The sequence below is a fragment of the Solibacillus sp. FSL R5-0449 genome (assembly GCF_037975215.1).
Taxonomy (GTDB): domain Bacteria; phylum Bacillota; class Bacilli; order Bacillales_A; family Planococcaceae; genus Solibacillus.
This window is the reverse complement of record NZ_CP150239.1, coordinates 2,118,741-2,133,014: the sequence shown is the minus strand read 5'-3', so window position 1 is coordinate 2,133,014 and position 14,274 is coordinate 2,118,741. Positions and strand designations below refer to the sequence as shown.

Below are 14,274 nucleotides of genomic sequence, written 5' to 3'. Positions count from 1 at the left end.
GGAGGAATAAACAATGGCGCAAAGAACACACGCATGCGGTTTAGTAACAGCTGCAGAAGCGGGACAAGAAGTTGTATTAAAAGGTTGGGTACAAAAACGTCGTGACTTAGGCGGATTAATTTTCGTAGATATGCGTGACCGCGAAGGGATCGTACAAGTAGTTTTCGGAGATCAGGCGAAAGAAGCTTTAGAACTAGCAAATAAAATTCGCAGTGAGTTTGTCATTGAAGTAAAAGGTAAAGTAGTTTTACGTGATGCAGCTCAAATAAATAAAAATATGAAAACAGGCGAAATTGAAGTGGCAGCTTCGGAACTGACAATTATTAATGAAGCTAAAAACCCGCCATTCGCAATTGATAACAATGTCGAAGTATCGGAAGAGTTACGTTTAAAATACCGTTATTTAGATTTACGCCGTCCTGTAATGTATGACACATTTAAAATGCGCTCTGATGTAACACGTACAATCCGTAATTTCTTACAAAACGAAGGCTTCCTGGAAGTTGAAACACCAATTTTAACGAAATCAACACCAGAAGGCGCACGTGACTATTTAGTTCCATCACGTGTACATGACGGCGAATTCTATGCATTGCCGCAATCGCCACAGTTATTTAAACAGCTTCTAATGGTAGGTGGCTTTGAGAAGTATTTCCAAATTGCTCGATGCTTCCGTGATGAAGATTTACGTGCAGACCGTCAGCCGGAATTCACACAAGTGGATATTGAAACTTCATTCTTATCAATGGATGAAATTATCGAAATGAATGAGCGTCTTCTGACTCAAGTTATGAAAGATGTCAAAGGTATTGATGTCGTAACTCCATTCCCACGCATGAGCTATAAAGAAGCAATGGATCGTTTCGGTTCAGATAAACCGGATGTACGTTTCGGACTGGAATTAAAACAGCTTTCAGATATCGTGAAAGAATCTGCTTTCGGAGTATTTGCAAACGCAGTAGCAAATGGCGGCGAAGTGAAAGCAATTAATGTAAAAGGCGCGGCAGCAAATTATTCTCGTAAAGATATTGATGCTTTAGGCGAATTTGCGGGCCGTTACGGAGCAAAAGGTTTAGCTTGGTTAAAAGTAACAGAAGAAGGCTTGAATGGCCCAATCGCGAAGTTCTTTGAAGGTGAAGCAGCGGACGGCATCATCAAAGCAACAGAAGCACAAGCTGGTGACTTATTATTATTCGTTGCAGACAAATCTTCTGTAGTTGCAGACGCACTTGGCGCATTACGCTTAAAATTAGGAAAAGAGCTAGGCTTAATCGATGAGTCGAAATTCGAATTCTTATGGATCGTTGATTGGCCATTATTCGAATATGATGAGGCGGAAGGTCGTTATTATGCGGCTCACCATCCATTCACTCGTCCATTCGATGAAGACTTGGAGTTAATGAATACAAACCCTAAAGAAGTTCGTGCTCAAGCCTACGATATCGTATTAAATGGTTACGAGCTTGGCGGCGGTTCTCTTCGTATTTATGAGCCGGATTTACAAGCGAAAATGTTTGAACTGCTAGGATTCAGTGAAGAAGAAGCACGTGCACAATTCGGTTTCCTACTAGAAGCGTTTGACTACGGCGTTCCTCCACATGGCGGATTAGCAATGGGTCTTGACCGATTAGTAATGCTTCTTGCAGGTCGTACAAACTTACGCGATACAATTGCATTCCCAAAAACGGCAACGGCAAGCTGTTTATTAACAGATGCACCATCACCAGTTTCCGATGCACAGCTTGAAGAGTTAAGCTTACGTATTGCAGCAACAGCAAAAAAATAAATCATAAAAGGTATTTCTTCTCTCGGGAAGAAGTACCTTTTTTTTATAAAGTAAAATGGAACCATATATTTCTAATAAGTTAGTACAATAATAATAATTTATGAGAATGCGATGTTTTCGATTGAATAATCAGAATATTGGTGTTAATATATCATTAATACGAATCCTGAAGTGTTCGTCGCTATATTTGTTACTAAACACTTTTGACCGAACAATAAATCGTTGGGAGCTACTATTACCGTAGAAGCAAACATGCCCCATTTGGAGCGGGAAGTTTAACGCTGCGATTAGTGCACCCCCTTGCTATAGACGCGGGATCAAAACGATGTTGTAGCAAGACGGCATATTTGGGATTCGTCAATTTTCTAATTTTACTCTTCTACTTTCATGTAGAAGAGTATTTTTATTTTGCCTTCATAATTGGAATGGAAGCATTTATAAAGCAAAAAATATTGCAAATGCTATTTTCTGTCATTATATTGTTGCTTGCATCTCGTAATTGATGTCGATATAATGCCTAGTAGAATGATAAAGATTGAGGGGTAAAATTAGATGTTACATCAATTTTCACGAAACGAATTAGCTATTGGAACAGAAGGCTTAGAAAAGCTTAAAGAAACGACAGTCGCAATTTTAGGTGTAGGCGGGGTAGGCTCGTTTGCTGCAGAAGCATGTGCACGCAGCGGGATTGGCCGAATCATATTAGTAGATAAAGATAATGTGGATATTACGAATGTTAATCGTCAATTAGTTGCCTATTTATCAACGGTCGGAAAATCAAAATCTGCTGTTATGAAAGAACGGATTGCAGATATCAACCCTGAATGTGAAGTAATCGATATGCATATGTTCTACACAGAAGAAACATATGAACAGTTTTTCGCACAAGGAATCGATTATGTCATTGATGCATCCGATACTGTAATGTACAAAATCCACATTATGAAAGAATGTTTAAAACGCAATATCCCAATTATCTCAAGCATGGGTGCTGCAAACAAAATGGATCCTACACGTTTCCAAATTGCTGATATTTCAAAAACGCATACAGATCCACTGGCAAAAGTAATTCGTACAAAACTTCGCAAAGAAGGCATTAAAAAAGGTGTAACTGTTGTATTTTCAGATGAATCCCCGATTGTCGTGCGTCCTGACGTTGCACAATATGTCGGAAAACCTGAAGCAGAAATCCGCAAAGCACAATTACCGCCTTCATCAAATGCATTCGTACCATCTGTAGCTGGCTTAATAGCTGCAAGCTGGGTAATAAATACGATTTTAAAAGATGTCCAAATTAACCGCGTTCAAGGTTAAATGAAGATTTCTTTAAATAAAAAGATGTGTAAAGAGGAGGTTCGTCTCTTTTTTACACATCTTTTTTAATGGATAATTGCTATAGATTGAAAAGTAATCTACACTACCTGGCCATATGGAATTTTCTGAGTAGACTGTTTTAGAATTAGAATAACCATTCCATCAATCAAATAGCGCCTAATAAATTACATAATTTAATTAGTTATACAATAATTCCCTTAAAATAGCTTAATTATGAATATCCATTCATTTATCTGAATAAGTAGTTATTATTGTGATAAAATAATAAATATGTTTTGGAAGGGAGTTTAAAGATGGTCATTCAACAATTGGAGTACAGGGGCTTGAATTTACATGATGTCATCGGGTCGGTTGAAATTGCAATTGATGCCGATTTAAATACGATTCACATTTATGATACTGATCATATTGTTGAACCCGAATATGATTTTTTAACGAAAAACTTCAAGTTAAGTGAAGGTTTCTGGAAAATGGCGGGTGTAATAAAAGGTAAGCAATTATTTTTGAACAATGATGAAAAAAGTCTAGATAGATGGATCGAATCATTTAAATGGATTTTTTACAGTTCTGGCCAATCCATTAAAATTTATAATCAAGGTGTAATGGTCGTTTATAAAACCGGTTCTATTGAAAATGAGAAGTTATTATATGAAAAATACTTTTCTCGTCTGACAGATGAATCTTTGAATAGCAAATGACATAATATTCTATAAAGAGATTAATTATGGCAAAAATATGGCAGGATTTTAATGATTTTTTCGTTTTTGCAGAAAAATTCCTTTTTTTTGCTATAGTTAATAAAGTATTGATAATATGCATGGGGATGCAAGGAGGACGATAGAATGACAATTGAAATGAAAAATGATTTATTGAATTTGCCGAGTCTACAGTTGAAAATGGATAGAATCGTTTTTGAAAATATCGATACGAAACCAAATTGGTCGAAAGCTTTTGAGCAGCTTGATAAATTATTGCATAAAGTAGCGAATAATTTTAATGAATATATCGCGAAAAATAACGGGGAACTGCCATCAAGCAACACTTATTGGATCCTTTATATGGATATTACTTCAAAACTTTTATACTTTACAGGTTTAGCGCATGCTAATTTAATCGCAGAAAATGATGCAGATGCACGTGACCATGTCATCAAGCTATATGAATTAAGTGCGAGCTGTATTCCAAATGCACATACTGAGAGTAATGAAGAATTGCTATCGGAAATTCAAAAAAGTATTCATCTGTTAAATGGTGAAGAAGTTAAACTATCAGTTGCCGACAATGTGGAACAATGCATTAAAGCATTTAAGCAATTTGCTGATTCATACGAAAAGTAATAGATAAAAGAGTCATTTTCACGAACGTGAAAATGACTCTTTTTTGTGTAAATCCGCTTATTTCTTAAAAGATTTCAGTTTTTCATAGATGGCGGCCATTCTTTTTTCTTCCCCTGCAATGACGGGCTTGTAAAATTCGGTTCCTGCAAGTTCATCCGGTAAATATTGCTGAGGGACCCAGCCGCCGAATGTTCCAATAGGGGAGTCATGCGGGTATTGATATCCGACATGGCCTAAAGTTGCCGCACCGGCATAGTGAGCATCTTTTAGGTGGTTCGGAATATCACCGGTTTTCCCTTCATGAATTGCTGCGATCGCCGCATCCAAAGCTTTATAGGCTGAATTTGATTTGTCCGATAAACACATTTCCACGACTGCTGTTGCGAGCGGGATGCGCGCTTCCGGCAACCCAAGTTTTACGGCTGCTTCTGTTGCTGCCTGTACATGTGCCCCGACACTTGGATTGGCAAGACCTATATCTTCATATGCCATGACGAGCAGTCTTCGACATACCGCAACCAGGTCACCATTTTCGAGTAAATGTGCCAAGTAATACAGCGCAGCATTCGGATCGCTGCCGCGTACCGACTTTTGGAGCGCCGACAATAGGTTGTAGAAATGGGAGCCGCCCTTATCCCCAAAAACCCCGATTCTTTTTGCAAGGGCATCGATCGCATTATCATTAATGATCGTGATCCCGTCTTTTTCATCTGAAGCATAATAAACCGATTCCAATAGAGTTAATGCTTTTCGGGCATCGCCATTTGAGGCATTCGCAATTTTTTCGATTTGCTGTTCCGTAATATCGATTTCCAAATGGCCAAGGCCGCGTTCTTTATCTGACATTGCCTGGTTAAGCAACTGGACGATATCATCGCCTGTTAAGCGTTCTAGCTGTAAGATTTCCCCGCAGCGTGAACGGATGGCAGGGTTTACATCATGGAATGGATTTTCCGTAGTTGCCCCGATCAAGACGATTGATCCGTTTTCGACATGCGGCAGCAAAGTATCTTGCTGCAGTTTGTTGAAACGGTGTATTTCGTCCAAGAACAAGAGGACTTTACCACTCATTCGGGCATCCATCACGATTTGCTCGATATCCTTTTTTCCGGCATGTGTAGCGTTTAATGCAAAGAAAGGAAGTTTTGAACTACCGGCAATCGCATTTGCAATCGAAGTTTTTCCTACCCCGGGAGGCCCGTACAGCAGCATCGAAGGTACATGTCCTTTTTCAATCATTTTAAATAAGGGTGTTGCCGGTCCAATAATATGCTGCTGACCAACAACTTCACGAATAGTGCGAGGTCTCATTTTATAGGCGAGCGGTTCATTTTGCATAATTTTTCGCTCCTTTTCTTTTCAGTTGAATAAAATGGTTTTGTTAATAATCATAAAGTATTTCCGAGTGGTTTAAAAGGAGTTGTGTTATAATGAAGTATATTAAAGGACTAGAAAATAAGAGGTGTAACGATGAAAATATCGACTAAAGGACGTTACGGTTTAACGATTATGATTGAATTGGCGAAGCATTATGGTGAAGGACCGATTCCGCTTCGACAAATTGCTGCAGATAAAGATTTATCTGAAGCATATTTAGAGCAGTTAGTGTCACCATTGCGAAATGCAGGACTTGTCAAAAGTGTCCGCGGTGCATATGGCGGATATATGTTAGCACACAAGCCAAATGAAATTTCAGCAGCTGATGTTATCCGTGTATTGGAAGGGCCGATTCAGCCGGTTGAAGGAATTGAAAATGAAGAAGCGCCACAGCGTGAATTATGGATGCGTATTCGCGATGCAGTAAAAAATGTATTGGATACAACGACGATTGACGATTTGGCTAAATATACGAATAATGAAGTATCTGACGGCTATATGTTTTACATTTAGTGTTATTTAAAGGAGTTAGTTTGTTTTGAAAAATACAATTTATCTTGATCATGCCGCAACTTCACCCATTGCACCGGAAGTAATCGATGTAATGGCACGTGCAATGGCCGAGGAAAGCGGTAATGCATCAAGTATTCACACAGTTGGACGCAGTGCACGTAAAGCACTGGATGATGCTCGGGCAAGTTTAGCAGCAAAAGTAAATGCGAAACCCTCTGAAATTATTTTTACAAGCGGTGGAACAGAAGCCGATAATATGGCTATTTTTGGAACAGCGTATGCGCGCCAAAAAGAAGGCAAACATATTATTACAACAGCAATTGAACACCATGCCGTTTTACATGCGTGTGAAAAGCTTGAAAAAGAAGGTTTTACGGTGACGTATTTACCTGTGGATAAAACAGGGCGAATCAGTGCTGAACAGGTGAAAGAGGCATTACGTGATGATACGATTTTAGTTACGATTATGTATGGTAACAATGAAGTCGGCACAATCCAGCCTATCGCCGAAATTGGAGCGATTTTAAAAGAACATTCCGCAACATTCCATACAGATGCCGTCCAAGCATTCGGACTGGAAAAAATGGATGTAGAAGCTCTTCAAGTTGATTTGCTCAGTGTTTCTGCCCATAAAATTAATGGTCCTAAAGGGATTGGTTTTTTATATGCAAAAACAGGAGTTAAATTAACCAATATCCTATATGGCGGTTCCCAGGAGAAAAAACGCCGTGCAGGAACGGAAAATGTACCGGCGATTATTGCATTTGCAAAAGCTGCCGAGTTAGCTGGACAATCTGCACTTGAGCGTATCGAGCAGTACAACGGATTCAAAAATATTTTAATCGAACAGTTCCAGCTGGCAGGTGTTAAGTTTCATCTGAATGGTCATCAAAAGAGCGTGTTACCGCATGTATTGAATGTCACTTTCCCAGGAACGGATGTTGAATCATTTTTAATCAATCTGGACATGGCAGGTGTACTTGTATCAAGCGGTTCTGCTTGTACGGCTGGTTCGATTGACCCGTCCCATGTACTCGTTGCGATGTATGGACAGAATGCGCCTGAGCTTCGTAGTTCCATTCGCTTCAGTTTTGGGTTAGGATTAACAGATGAGTTAGTACAGGAAGCAGGAAAGCGTACTGCTGAAATTGTGAAACGACTAACTTCGTAAATTTATAAGAAAGACTTCGCGCCTTTTACGCGATTTGTCTAAGAAAAGGTGAATAGTAAATGGTAGAAACAAGAGATCCATCTCAAATTCGAGTAGTTATTGGAATGAGTGGAGGCGTAGATTCATCAGTAGCGGCATATTTATTGAAACAGCAAGGCTATGATGTAATCGGTATTTTCATGAAAAACTGGGATGACACGGATGAGTTTGGTGTATGTACAGCGACAGAAGATTATGATGATGTTATCGCAGTATGCAACCAAATCGGCATTCCGTATTATGCTGTCAACTTTGAAAAACAATATTGGGACAAAGTATTTACGTACTTCCTGGAAGAATATAAAGCAGGTCGTACACCGAACCCGGATGTTATGTGCAATAAAGAAATTAAATTTAAAGCCTTCCTGGAGCATGCACTGGCACTTGGCGCAGATTATTTAGCGACAGGCCATTATGCACGAGTAGCACATGATGAAAATGGTGTGAAAATGCTTCGAGGCATTGATAATAATAAAGACCAAACATACTTCCTGAATCAGTTAACTTCTGAACAACTCGAAAAAGTCATGTTCCCGATCGGTCATTTACCGAAGCCGGAAGTTCGCAAAATTGCGGAAGAAGCAGGTTTGGCTACAGCGAAGAAAAAAGATTCAACGGGAATCTGTTTCATCGGTGAACGTAATTTCAAAGAATTTTTAAGCCAGTACCTTCCAGCACAGCCAGGCAACATGGAAACATTTGATGGTGAAGTAAAAGGTACGCACGACGGTCTAATGTATTATACATTAGGGCAGCGCCACGGCTTAGGAATCGGCGGAGACGGTGAACCTTGGTTTGTGGTCGGGAAAGATCTAAAACGAAATGTATTATATGTAGGCCAAGGCTTCCATCACGATGCACTGTACTCGGATGCATTGACTGCGGTAAAAATGAGCTTTACAGGAGAAGCCAGAACAGGCACATTTAACTGCACGGCAAAATTCCGCTATCGTCAGGAAGACTCGCCGGTAACAGTGACAATGCGTGAGGACGGTACAGCGTATATCGAATTTGCAGAGCCGGTTCGAGCAATCACACCTGGACAAGCGGTTGTTCTGTATGATGGTGAAGAGTGTCTGGGCGGCGGCACGATCGATGGTGTATTTAAAAACAGCGAACAGTTAACATATGTAGGGTAATAGACGATAGACGTTCATTTTAAATGAGCGTCTATACATATTTTTAGAGGTGAAAAAATGGATACAAACTATAATGAAATCGGGATTAAAGCATTTCAGGAAAAGCGTTATGAAGAAGCTGCACAAGCTTTCACACAGGCAATTGAAGCACAGCCCAACGATGCAATCGGCTATGTAAACTTCGGTACATTGCTTGCGGCAATGGGCGATATCGAACGTGCCGAACGCTTTTTCCAAAAGGCGATTACAGTAGATGAAAAAGCTGCTACTGCATATTACGGATTGGCGAATTTATATTATGAAGCAGAGCGCTATACAGAAGCCGCAAAACTTTATCAAAAATCGATCGATTACGGTATCGAAGGGGCAGATGCCTATTACATGCTGGCAAAATCATTTGAACGCGAGCAGCAATTCAAATTGGCGCTGCCATTTATGCAACGTGCAGCAGAGCTTGCGCCAAAAGATCTGCAAATACGTTTATCATACGGCATCTTGCTTTGCTCTTTGGAAATGTTCGATTTTGCGAAGCCGGAGCTGGAATTTGTTATTGAAGAAGACTGGAACAATGCGGATGCACATTATAATTTAGGTGTATTATACGCAGTCTCCACGCCAGATACCGATAAAGCAAAATATCATTTAAAACAAGCTTTCACATTGCAGCCTGAATTCGATCAGGCGAAGTATTTATATGATATGATTTGCCAACGTTCAAATTAATTGAATTGAAGAAAATATAGAGTGATGTGTTGAGAAGAGAATTTTCAGCCATCACTTTTTTATATTAAAATGATAATTCAAAACAGTAAGTTTATGATATGATGGATGAAACTGACAATTATTTGAGGTGAGATATGTAACATGCACGCTAAAATAGATAAAGCAGATTGTATGTTTTTAATTTCTGATGAGACGATGTACCAATTTCAGCAATTGATTGATGAGCTTAATTTATTCACTTTAATACTTCCATTCAGTGAAGAGTCATACCAACGTACAGTCATCATATTTGATATTTGGTATTTATTATCTACTGAAGAAATCAATTGTATTTCCAATCCGGAAAATACGATGATTTATCCAATTCGAAAATTCTTGTTGGATAAAATTAAAACTTTCCAAATAAAACGCTATATTCAGCTTGCTTTATATGAAAACGAGAAGCTGGCGTTCATTTGTGCAATTTATATTTATTTAAAGCTGGAGCAGTTCCTTAAAGAAAAATTAGCAGCAACTGAGGAAATGGCGGCGAACTTTCAGGCCCTTAAAAGTTTCAGCAGTAAAAGTTTACGACCATATTTTGATGCGAAATATATTGAAGTTGAAAATTACCCGCAACAGCTCGCTTTATTGCAAAGTACGATATTAAAAGAATTGCAGGAGATTGTGAGTAAGTTCGAACAGCCGCTCCTCTACATCTATGAACAGGCAATTACTGAGGCAAGTGAGATTTATGAATCTGTATTTGGATTAATCAATGACTGGGGTGGACGTGTAACATGAAAATTTCAAACCAGATTGAACATTTGCGAAACCTTTTCAACGAGTTGCGCTATATGGAAGTGATTCAATTCGGCACGATTACATTGCCGATTGCGCTTGAAGAAAAAAGGTATGCAGAAGCACTTCTTTGCTATGAGTATTTAGCTTCAACCTATTTTGAAATAGGCAGCTATCAAAACTTTCATGCGGTCATGGATGATTATGAAAAGCTTTGTTTAACATATGGCAAAGATGAAAATAAAATGGTTTATTACTATTTGTACAGTCTTGAACATATCTTTACAAAACATCATGAACAATCGATAGAAGCAGCAAAAAAATCCCTTAAATATGCACATCTTCTGCAAAACGATGAGCTTATTATCATTAATTATTTTAATCTGGCAGCACAGTACCGTTATATAAACGAACCGGAAAATGCGCATATCTCCCTGAAATTGGCGGAGTATTATAAACAGAAAATTCCTGCTGTCAGCGCAACAATTGTTAGAGGTTATTTAGGAGCGCTCTATTATTATGCTTCAACGAGTAGAGACATGGAATTTAACCAGACAAAGCAGGATATATTGCAGCATCTGGAAGGAAAATACTCTTATTATGCCGGTAATATACTGTTTGCGGAAGCGATTTTAAACTATAGGGCTGGCAATGGGAATGAAAGCCTGGAACTATTTGAGCAGGCGTTTTTTCAATTGGAGAAACAACAAAATTATGTACTCTTGTCCGTAATTGAGAGATACCTTCAACGTTTTGGGCTAATCGATCAGTTTCGTTATAAAAAGGAACTGCAGCAGCTGGTCGATAAGCATAAAAGTGAGCCGAGCAGTGTTCACAAAGTTCGTAACATACATGCTGACTTATTTTTCGAAGAGGAAACGAGTGCGCTTACAGTTAAATTCCCGCATGTCGTTTCGAAAGAGAACACAATCGAGTTTGTGGAAATGTCGCTTACGAACAATGAGGCGATTTACTGTGTTCACTGGTGTTTTATCACGGATAAAATTGAAGAGCTGTTCGGCACCTTATTTACTGAGCAGTTACTATTCACATTGTTTGAGTCGATTTATTCAAATATTTTCGAGTATGAGGCAAAGGTTAATGTACTGTCGAAAAATGCTGGAGAAGCGTTTGTAAAAAATATTTCCGAAAGCGACTTTTTCAAGTTGTTGATGAAGCTGGAGGAAAAACTTCGAACAACTGCTGTTCATACGACATCAGGTATTGTAGAAATCCCGATTCATTTCGGATTTATCCATTCGGATCAATTGAAGAAAGAAGATGTATCGTATGAACAATTAGCGGCTTTTGCCGATGCAAGTCTGTACTATGCAAAATCACACGGACAACTTTACATTTACAGTTAATTTAAAATAGTTTGTAAAATTCGGGTTGAAACGATACAATAGCTAGTATAGTAAAAGCGATGATGAAAAAAGAGTAGTAAAGCGGCGTTTTTTAGAGAGCTGACGGTTGGTGGAAGTCAGTAAACGTACTTTATGAATGGACTTTCTAGCTGCACAGAGGAAATGCTGTGCCGTAGTGCTCACGTTACGAGTTTTGAGTGGACTAAATAGATTTTATTTAGTCAATAAAGGTGGCACCACGGCTCTTTCGTCCTTTAAAAAGCGAAAGGGCCTTTTTGTGTTCCCAAATAGAAAAGCTGAGGAGAGATGAGCATGGTAGTAAAGACAGACAAGTATGTAATAAAGCAGGTAAATGGCGATACATATACGCCAATTTCGATTTTTGAATCAATTGTCGGAACAAAGAAGGTATTATTCGAATCCAATGCAAAATTTAAGCAAAATGGACGCTATTCCTTCATCGCCTTTAATCCGGTCGGTGAGTTAAAAGGAAATGCGGAATCCAGTTCTTATTCGATTCATAATCGGGAGCTGACGACTGAACAGAAACCGGTATTAACTTTATTGAAAGAGCTGTTGCCGATTCAAAAAGAAGATGCTCCTTTTGCTTTTTTCGGTGGGGCAATCGGTTATTTTGGTTATGAAACAGCCTACCATTTTGAACAGATTGGGGAAATTGTAGGCGATGTATACAATATGCCCGATGTACATGTTTATTTTTATGAAACGTTCATCGTGATCGATCATTTGTTACAGCAAGTTTCCATTGTGGCAATGGATTTGTTTCAGACGGGTCATACGATGGAGTTAATGGAGCAAAAAGTGGATGATATTGCACAAATGATGATGTCATCTTTAGCATATAAGCACACAACAGAAATGGATGTACAGTTTGTACCGACTATAAAAAAAGAACGCTTTATTGAAATGGTTGAAACAGCAAAAGAGCATATTCGTAATGGTGATATTTTTCAAGTCGTTTTGTCTCAAACATTTGAAGCCGATTTCCGGGAAAATCCTTTGACGCTTTACCGGAAATTACGTACATCAAATGCTTCGCCGTATATGTTCTATATGGAATTAGGGGACTATACGGTTCTTGGTACATCGCCGGAAAGTCTTGTGAAAGTTCAAAAAGGTCTTGTCACGACAAATCCGATTGCAGGAACGAAGCCGCGAGGACGGAATGCACAGGAAGATGAAGCGATTGCAAATGCATTGCTGCAAGATGAAAAGGAAATTGCCGAACATAAAATGCTTGTTGATTTAGGGCGTAATGATGTTGGCCGTGTTGCCCAGATCGGAACAGTAGCTGTTACAAAATACATGGAAATCGAAAAATATAAATATGTAATGCATATCGTTTCTGAGGTAACAGGAAAATTGCGGGATGATGCCCACTTGGTCGATGTAATCGCATCAAGCCTGCCAGCCGGTACGGTATCGGGTGCTCCGAAAATTCGTGCGATGCAGATTATTAATGAGCTGGAACAGAGAAAGCGCGGAATTTATGCGGGTGCCATTGGTTATTTATCGGCATCAGGGGATATGGACTTAGCCCTTGCCATCCGTACAATGGTAATCAAAGATGAGAAAGCGTATGTTCAGGCAGGCGCGGGGATTGTTTATGATTCAGTTCCTGAAATGGAATACGAAGAAACGTTAAATAAAGCAAAAGCATTGCTGGAGGTGCGCAAATGATTTTACTGATCGATAATTATGATTCATTTACCTATAATCTGTATCACCAAATCGCCCAATTTGGGGAAGACGTAAAAATTGTCCGGAATGATGCGATGACGGTTGAGGAAATCCGCACATTGCAGCCGAAAGCGATTGTTATTTCTCCTGGACCCGGGGAACCGAAAGACGCAGGAATTGTCATTGAAATGATCCGCCAGCTTTATCAAGAGATTCCGATATTGGGAATCTGCCTCGGCCATCAGTCGATTGGTGAAGCGTTCGGTGCAACGGTGAGCCGTGCCCGAAATATTATGCATGGGAAAACGAGTACCCTTCAATATGAAAAAACAGGTTTGTTTGCACAGTTCGAAGAGGAAGTAGAAGTGATGCGCTATCATTCACTTATTATTGAAAGGCAAACATTGCATGAAGATTTCCGAGTGATTGCTACAAGTGCGGATGATGGAGAAATAATGGCCATTCAACATGTACAATATCCGGTATATGGGCTGCAGTTTCATCCGGAGTCCATCGGAACAGAACGGGGTACTGCCATGATTAGCGAGTTTTTAAAGAAAGTGGAGGTATTGGCATGATTCCGAAAGATAAACATGACATTGCAGCAGTGGAAATACTGAACACTGCGGATGCAGAAGCGGTCATTCCTTTACTGCCGAAGCTGCTTGAATGGGTGCAGGATATGAATTGGCCAGTTGCGGAGCCAATGGTTGAACTGCTGCTTCGCTATCCGAATGAGCTGACACCACTTGTTGAGGAAGTGCTGCGCGGCGAAGATGATATGTGGATTTACTGGTGTCTCGTTGCGATAGTACCGAAGCTGCCGTTTTATTCGAAGCTCGTATTGGCAGATGCCGTCGAACAAATTGCCGCAATGGAAAAAACACCATTCAATGAAGAGAATATTGAAGCAGCTCAAGAAGCCTTAATAAGTTTTCAACCATAATAGATTCGCCTAATCGTACACTGGTTAGGCGATTTTTTTATAAATTTATAAGAAAAATGC

Annotated in this window: 14 protein-coding genes, 1 other RNA gene and 1 other annotated feature; of the genes, 14 read left to right on the top strand and 1 reads right to left on the bottom strand. The window is 39.4% G+C overall.

Annotated features, from left to right (window positions below; genetic code table 11):
- Positions 1–13: 13 nt before the first annotated feature.
- The 5 genes from aspS to MKY27_RS10630 all read left to right on the top strand — a co-directional run bounded on the left by aspS (position 14) and on the right by MKY27_RS10630 (position 4,458).
- On the top strand, positions 14–1,786 hold the full coding sequence (aspS, locus tag MKY27_RS10650; RefSeq protein ID WP_339194981.1) for an aspartate--tRNA ligase: 1,773 nt from the start codon (positions 14–16) through the stop codon (positions 1,784–1,786).
- A gap of 160 nt (positions 1,787–1,946) precedes the next feature.
- Positions 1,947–2,144: non-coding RNA, 6S RNA (ssrS, locus tag MKY27_RS10645), on the top strand.
- A 194-nt stretch (positions 2,145–2,338) separates the two neighbouring features.
- Positions 2,339–3,100, top strand: coding sequence for a tRNA threonylcarbamoyladenosine dehydratase (locus MKY27_RS10640; protein WP_079527771.1), 762 nt, complete (start codon positions 2,339–2,341; stop codon positions 3,098–3,100).
- 314 nt (positions 3,101–3,414) lie between these two features.
- Positions 3,415–3,819, top strand: a complete 405-nt coding sequence (locus tag MKY27_RS10635; RefSeq protein WP_339194979.1) for an aminopeptidase — start codon at positions 3,415–3,417, stop codon at positions 3,817–3,819.
- A 144-nt stretch (positions 3,820–3,963) separates the two neighbouring features.
- The gene (locus tag MKY27_RS10630; RefSeq protein ID WP_339194977.1) at positions 3,964–4,458 is read left to right on the top strand and encodes a GTPase; all 495 of its coding nucleotides are present in this window, start codon (positions 3,964–3,966) and stop codon (positions 4,456–4,458) included.
- Between the two features lie 57 nt (positions 4,459–4,515).
- Here the strand turns inward: MKY27_RS10630 and MKY27_RS10625 are convergent, their stop codons facing one another.
- The gene (locus tag MKY27_RS10625) at positions 4,516–5,796 is read right to left on the bottom strand and encodes a replication-associated recombination protein A (protein WP_339194975.1); all 1,281 of its coding nucleotides are present in this window, start codon (positions 5,794–5,796) and stop codon (positions 4,516–4,518) included.
- Positions 5,797–5,928: 132 nt separating this feature from the next.
- Here MKY27_RS10625 and MKY27_RS10620 point away from each other — a divergent pair, with 132 nt between their 5' ends.
- The 9 genes from MKY27_RS10620 to MKY27_RS10580 all read left to right on the top strand — a co-directional run bounded on the left by MKY27_RS10620 (position 5,929) and on the right by MKY27_RS10580 (position 14,214).
- Complete coding sequence (locus MKY27_RS10620; RefSeq protein WP_008408540.1) at positions 5,929–6,348, top strand: Rrf2 family transcriptional regulator; 420 nt, start codon at positions 5,929–5,931, stop codon at positions 6,346–6,348.
- Positions 6,349–6,373: 25 nt separating this feature from the next.
- The gene (locus tag MKY27_RS10615) at positions 6,374–7,519 is read left to right on the top strand and encodes a cysteine desulfurase family protein (protein ID WP_339194973.1); all 1,146 of its coding nucleotides are present in this window, start codon (positions 6,374–6,376) and stop codon (positions 7,517–7,519) included.
- Positions 7,520–7,578: 59 nt separating this feature from the next.
- Entirely contained in the window at positions 7,579–8,697 is a 1,119-nt protein-coding gene (mnmA, locus tag MKY27_RS10610) for a tRNA 2-thiouridine(34) synthase MnmA (protein WP_339171907.1), read from the top strand.
- A 57-nt stretch (positions 8,698–8,754) separates the two neighbouring features.
- Positions 8,755–9,420, top strand: a complete 666-nt coding sequence (locus MKY27_RS10605; RefSeq protein WP_339194971.1) for a tetratricopeptide repeat protein — start codon at positions 8,755–8,757, stop codon at positions 9,418–9,420.
- Positions 9,421–9,561: 141 nt separating this feature from the next.
- Positions 9,562–10,203: an ATPase gene (locus tag MKY27_RS10600; RefSeq protein WP_339194968.1), complete on the top strand. Its 642-nt coding sequence runs from the start codon at positions 9,562–9,564 to the stop codon at positions 10,201–10,203.
- Positions 10,200–11,567 (top strand): hypothetical protein, encoded by a 1,368-nt coding sequence (locus MKY27_RS10595; protein ID WP_339194964.1) that lies wholly within the window; start codon positions 10,200–10,202, stop codon positions 11,565–11,567. The genes MKY27_RS10600 and MKY27_RS10595 overlap by 4 nt, the downstream gene beginning before the upstream one ends.
- 50 nt (positions 11,568–11,617) lie before the next feature.
- Positions 11,618–11,825 (top strand) — a binding site (T-box leader).
- 54 nt (positions 11,826–11,879) lie between these two features.
- A complete protein-coding gene (gene trpE, locus MKY27_RS10590) occupies positions 11,880–13,268 on the top strand; it encodes an anthranilate synthase component I (RefSeq protein WP_339194961.1) in 1,389 nt (462 codons plus the stop codon).
- Positions 13,265–13,846 carry an aminodeoxychorismate/anthranilate synthase component II gene (locus MKY27_RS10585; protein WP_339194958.1) on the top strand — a complete coding sequence of 194 codons (582 nt, stop codon included), beginning with the start codon at positions 13,265–13,267 and terminating at the stop codon, positions 13,844–13,846. Before trpE ends, MKY27_RS10585 begins: the two co-directional genes overlap by 4 nt.
- Positions 13,843–14,214, top strand: a complete 372-nt coding sequence (locus MKY27_RS10580; RefSeq protein ID WP_339194956.1) for a DUF5071 domain-containing protein — start codon at positions 13,843–13,845, stop codon at positions 14,212–14,214. Before MKY27_RS10585 ends, MKY27_RS10580 begins: the two co-directional genes overlap by 4 nt.
- The last annotated feature ends 60 nt before the right edge of the window (positions 14,215–14,274 follow it).

Coding starts and splice junctions, on each gene's coding strand:
- aspS (WP_339194981.1), top strand. CDS start 14: ATGGCGCAAAGAACACACGCATGCGGTTTAGTAACAGCTGCAGAAGCG.
- MKY27_RS10640 (WP_079527771.1), top strand. CDS start 2,339: ATGTTACATCAATTTTCACGAAACGAATTAGCTATTGGAACAGAAGGC.
- MKY27_RS10635 (WP_339194979.1), top strand. CDS start 3,415: ATGGTCATTCAACAATTGGAGTACAGGGGCTTGAATTTACATGATGTC.
- MKY27_RS10630 (WP_339194977.1), top strand. CDS start 3,964: ATGACAATTGAAATGAAAAATGATTTATTGAATTTGCCGAGTCTACAG.
- MKY27_RS10625 (WP_339194975.1), bottom strand. CDS start 5,796: ATGCAAAATGAACCGCTCGCCTATAAAATGAGACCTCGCACTATTCGT.
- MKY27_RS10620 (WP_008408540.1), top strand. CDS start 5,929: ATGAAAATATCGACTAAAGGACGTTACGGTTTAACGATTATGATTGAA.
- mnmA (WP_339171907.1), top strand. CDS start 7,579: ATGGTAGAAACAAGAGATCCATCTCAAATTCGAGTAGTTATTGGAATG.
- MKY27_RS10605 (WP_339194971.1), top strand. CDS start 8,755: ATGGATACAAACTATAATGAAATCGGGATTAAAGCATTTCAGGAAAAG.
- MKY27_RS10600 (WP_339194968.1), top strand. CDS start 9,562: ATGCACGCTAAAATAGATAAAGCAGATTGTATGTTTTTAATTTCTGAT.
- MKY27_RS10595 (WP_339194964.1), top strand. CDS start 10,200: ATGAAAATTTCAAACCAGATTGAACATTTGCGAAACCTTTTCAACGAG.
- trpE (WP_339194961.1), top strand. CDS start 11,880: ATGGTAGTAAAGACAGACAAGTATGTAATAAAGCAGGTAAATGGCGAT.
- MKY27_RS10585 (WP_339194958.1), top strand. CDS start 13,265: ATGATTTTACTGATCGATAATTATGATTCATTTACCTATAATCTGTAT.
- MKY27_RS10580 (WP_339194956.1), top strand. CDS start 13,843: ATGATTCCGAAAGATAAACATGACATTGCAGCAGTGGAAATACTGAAC.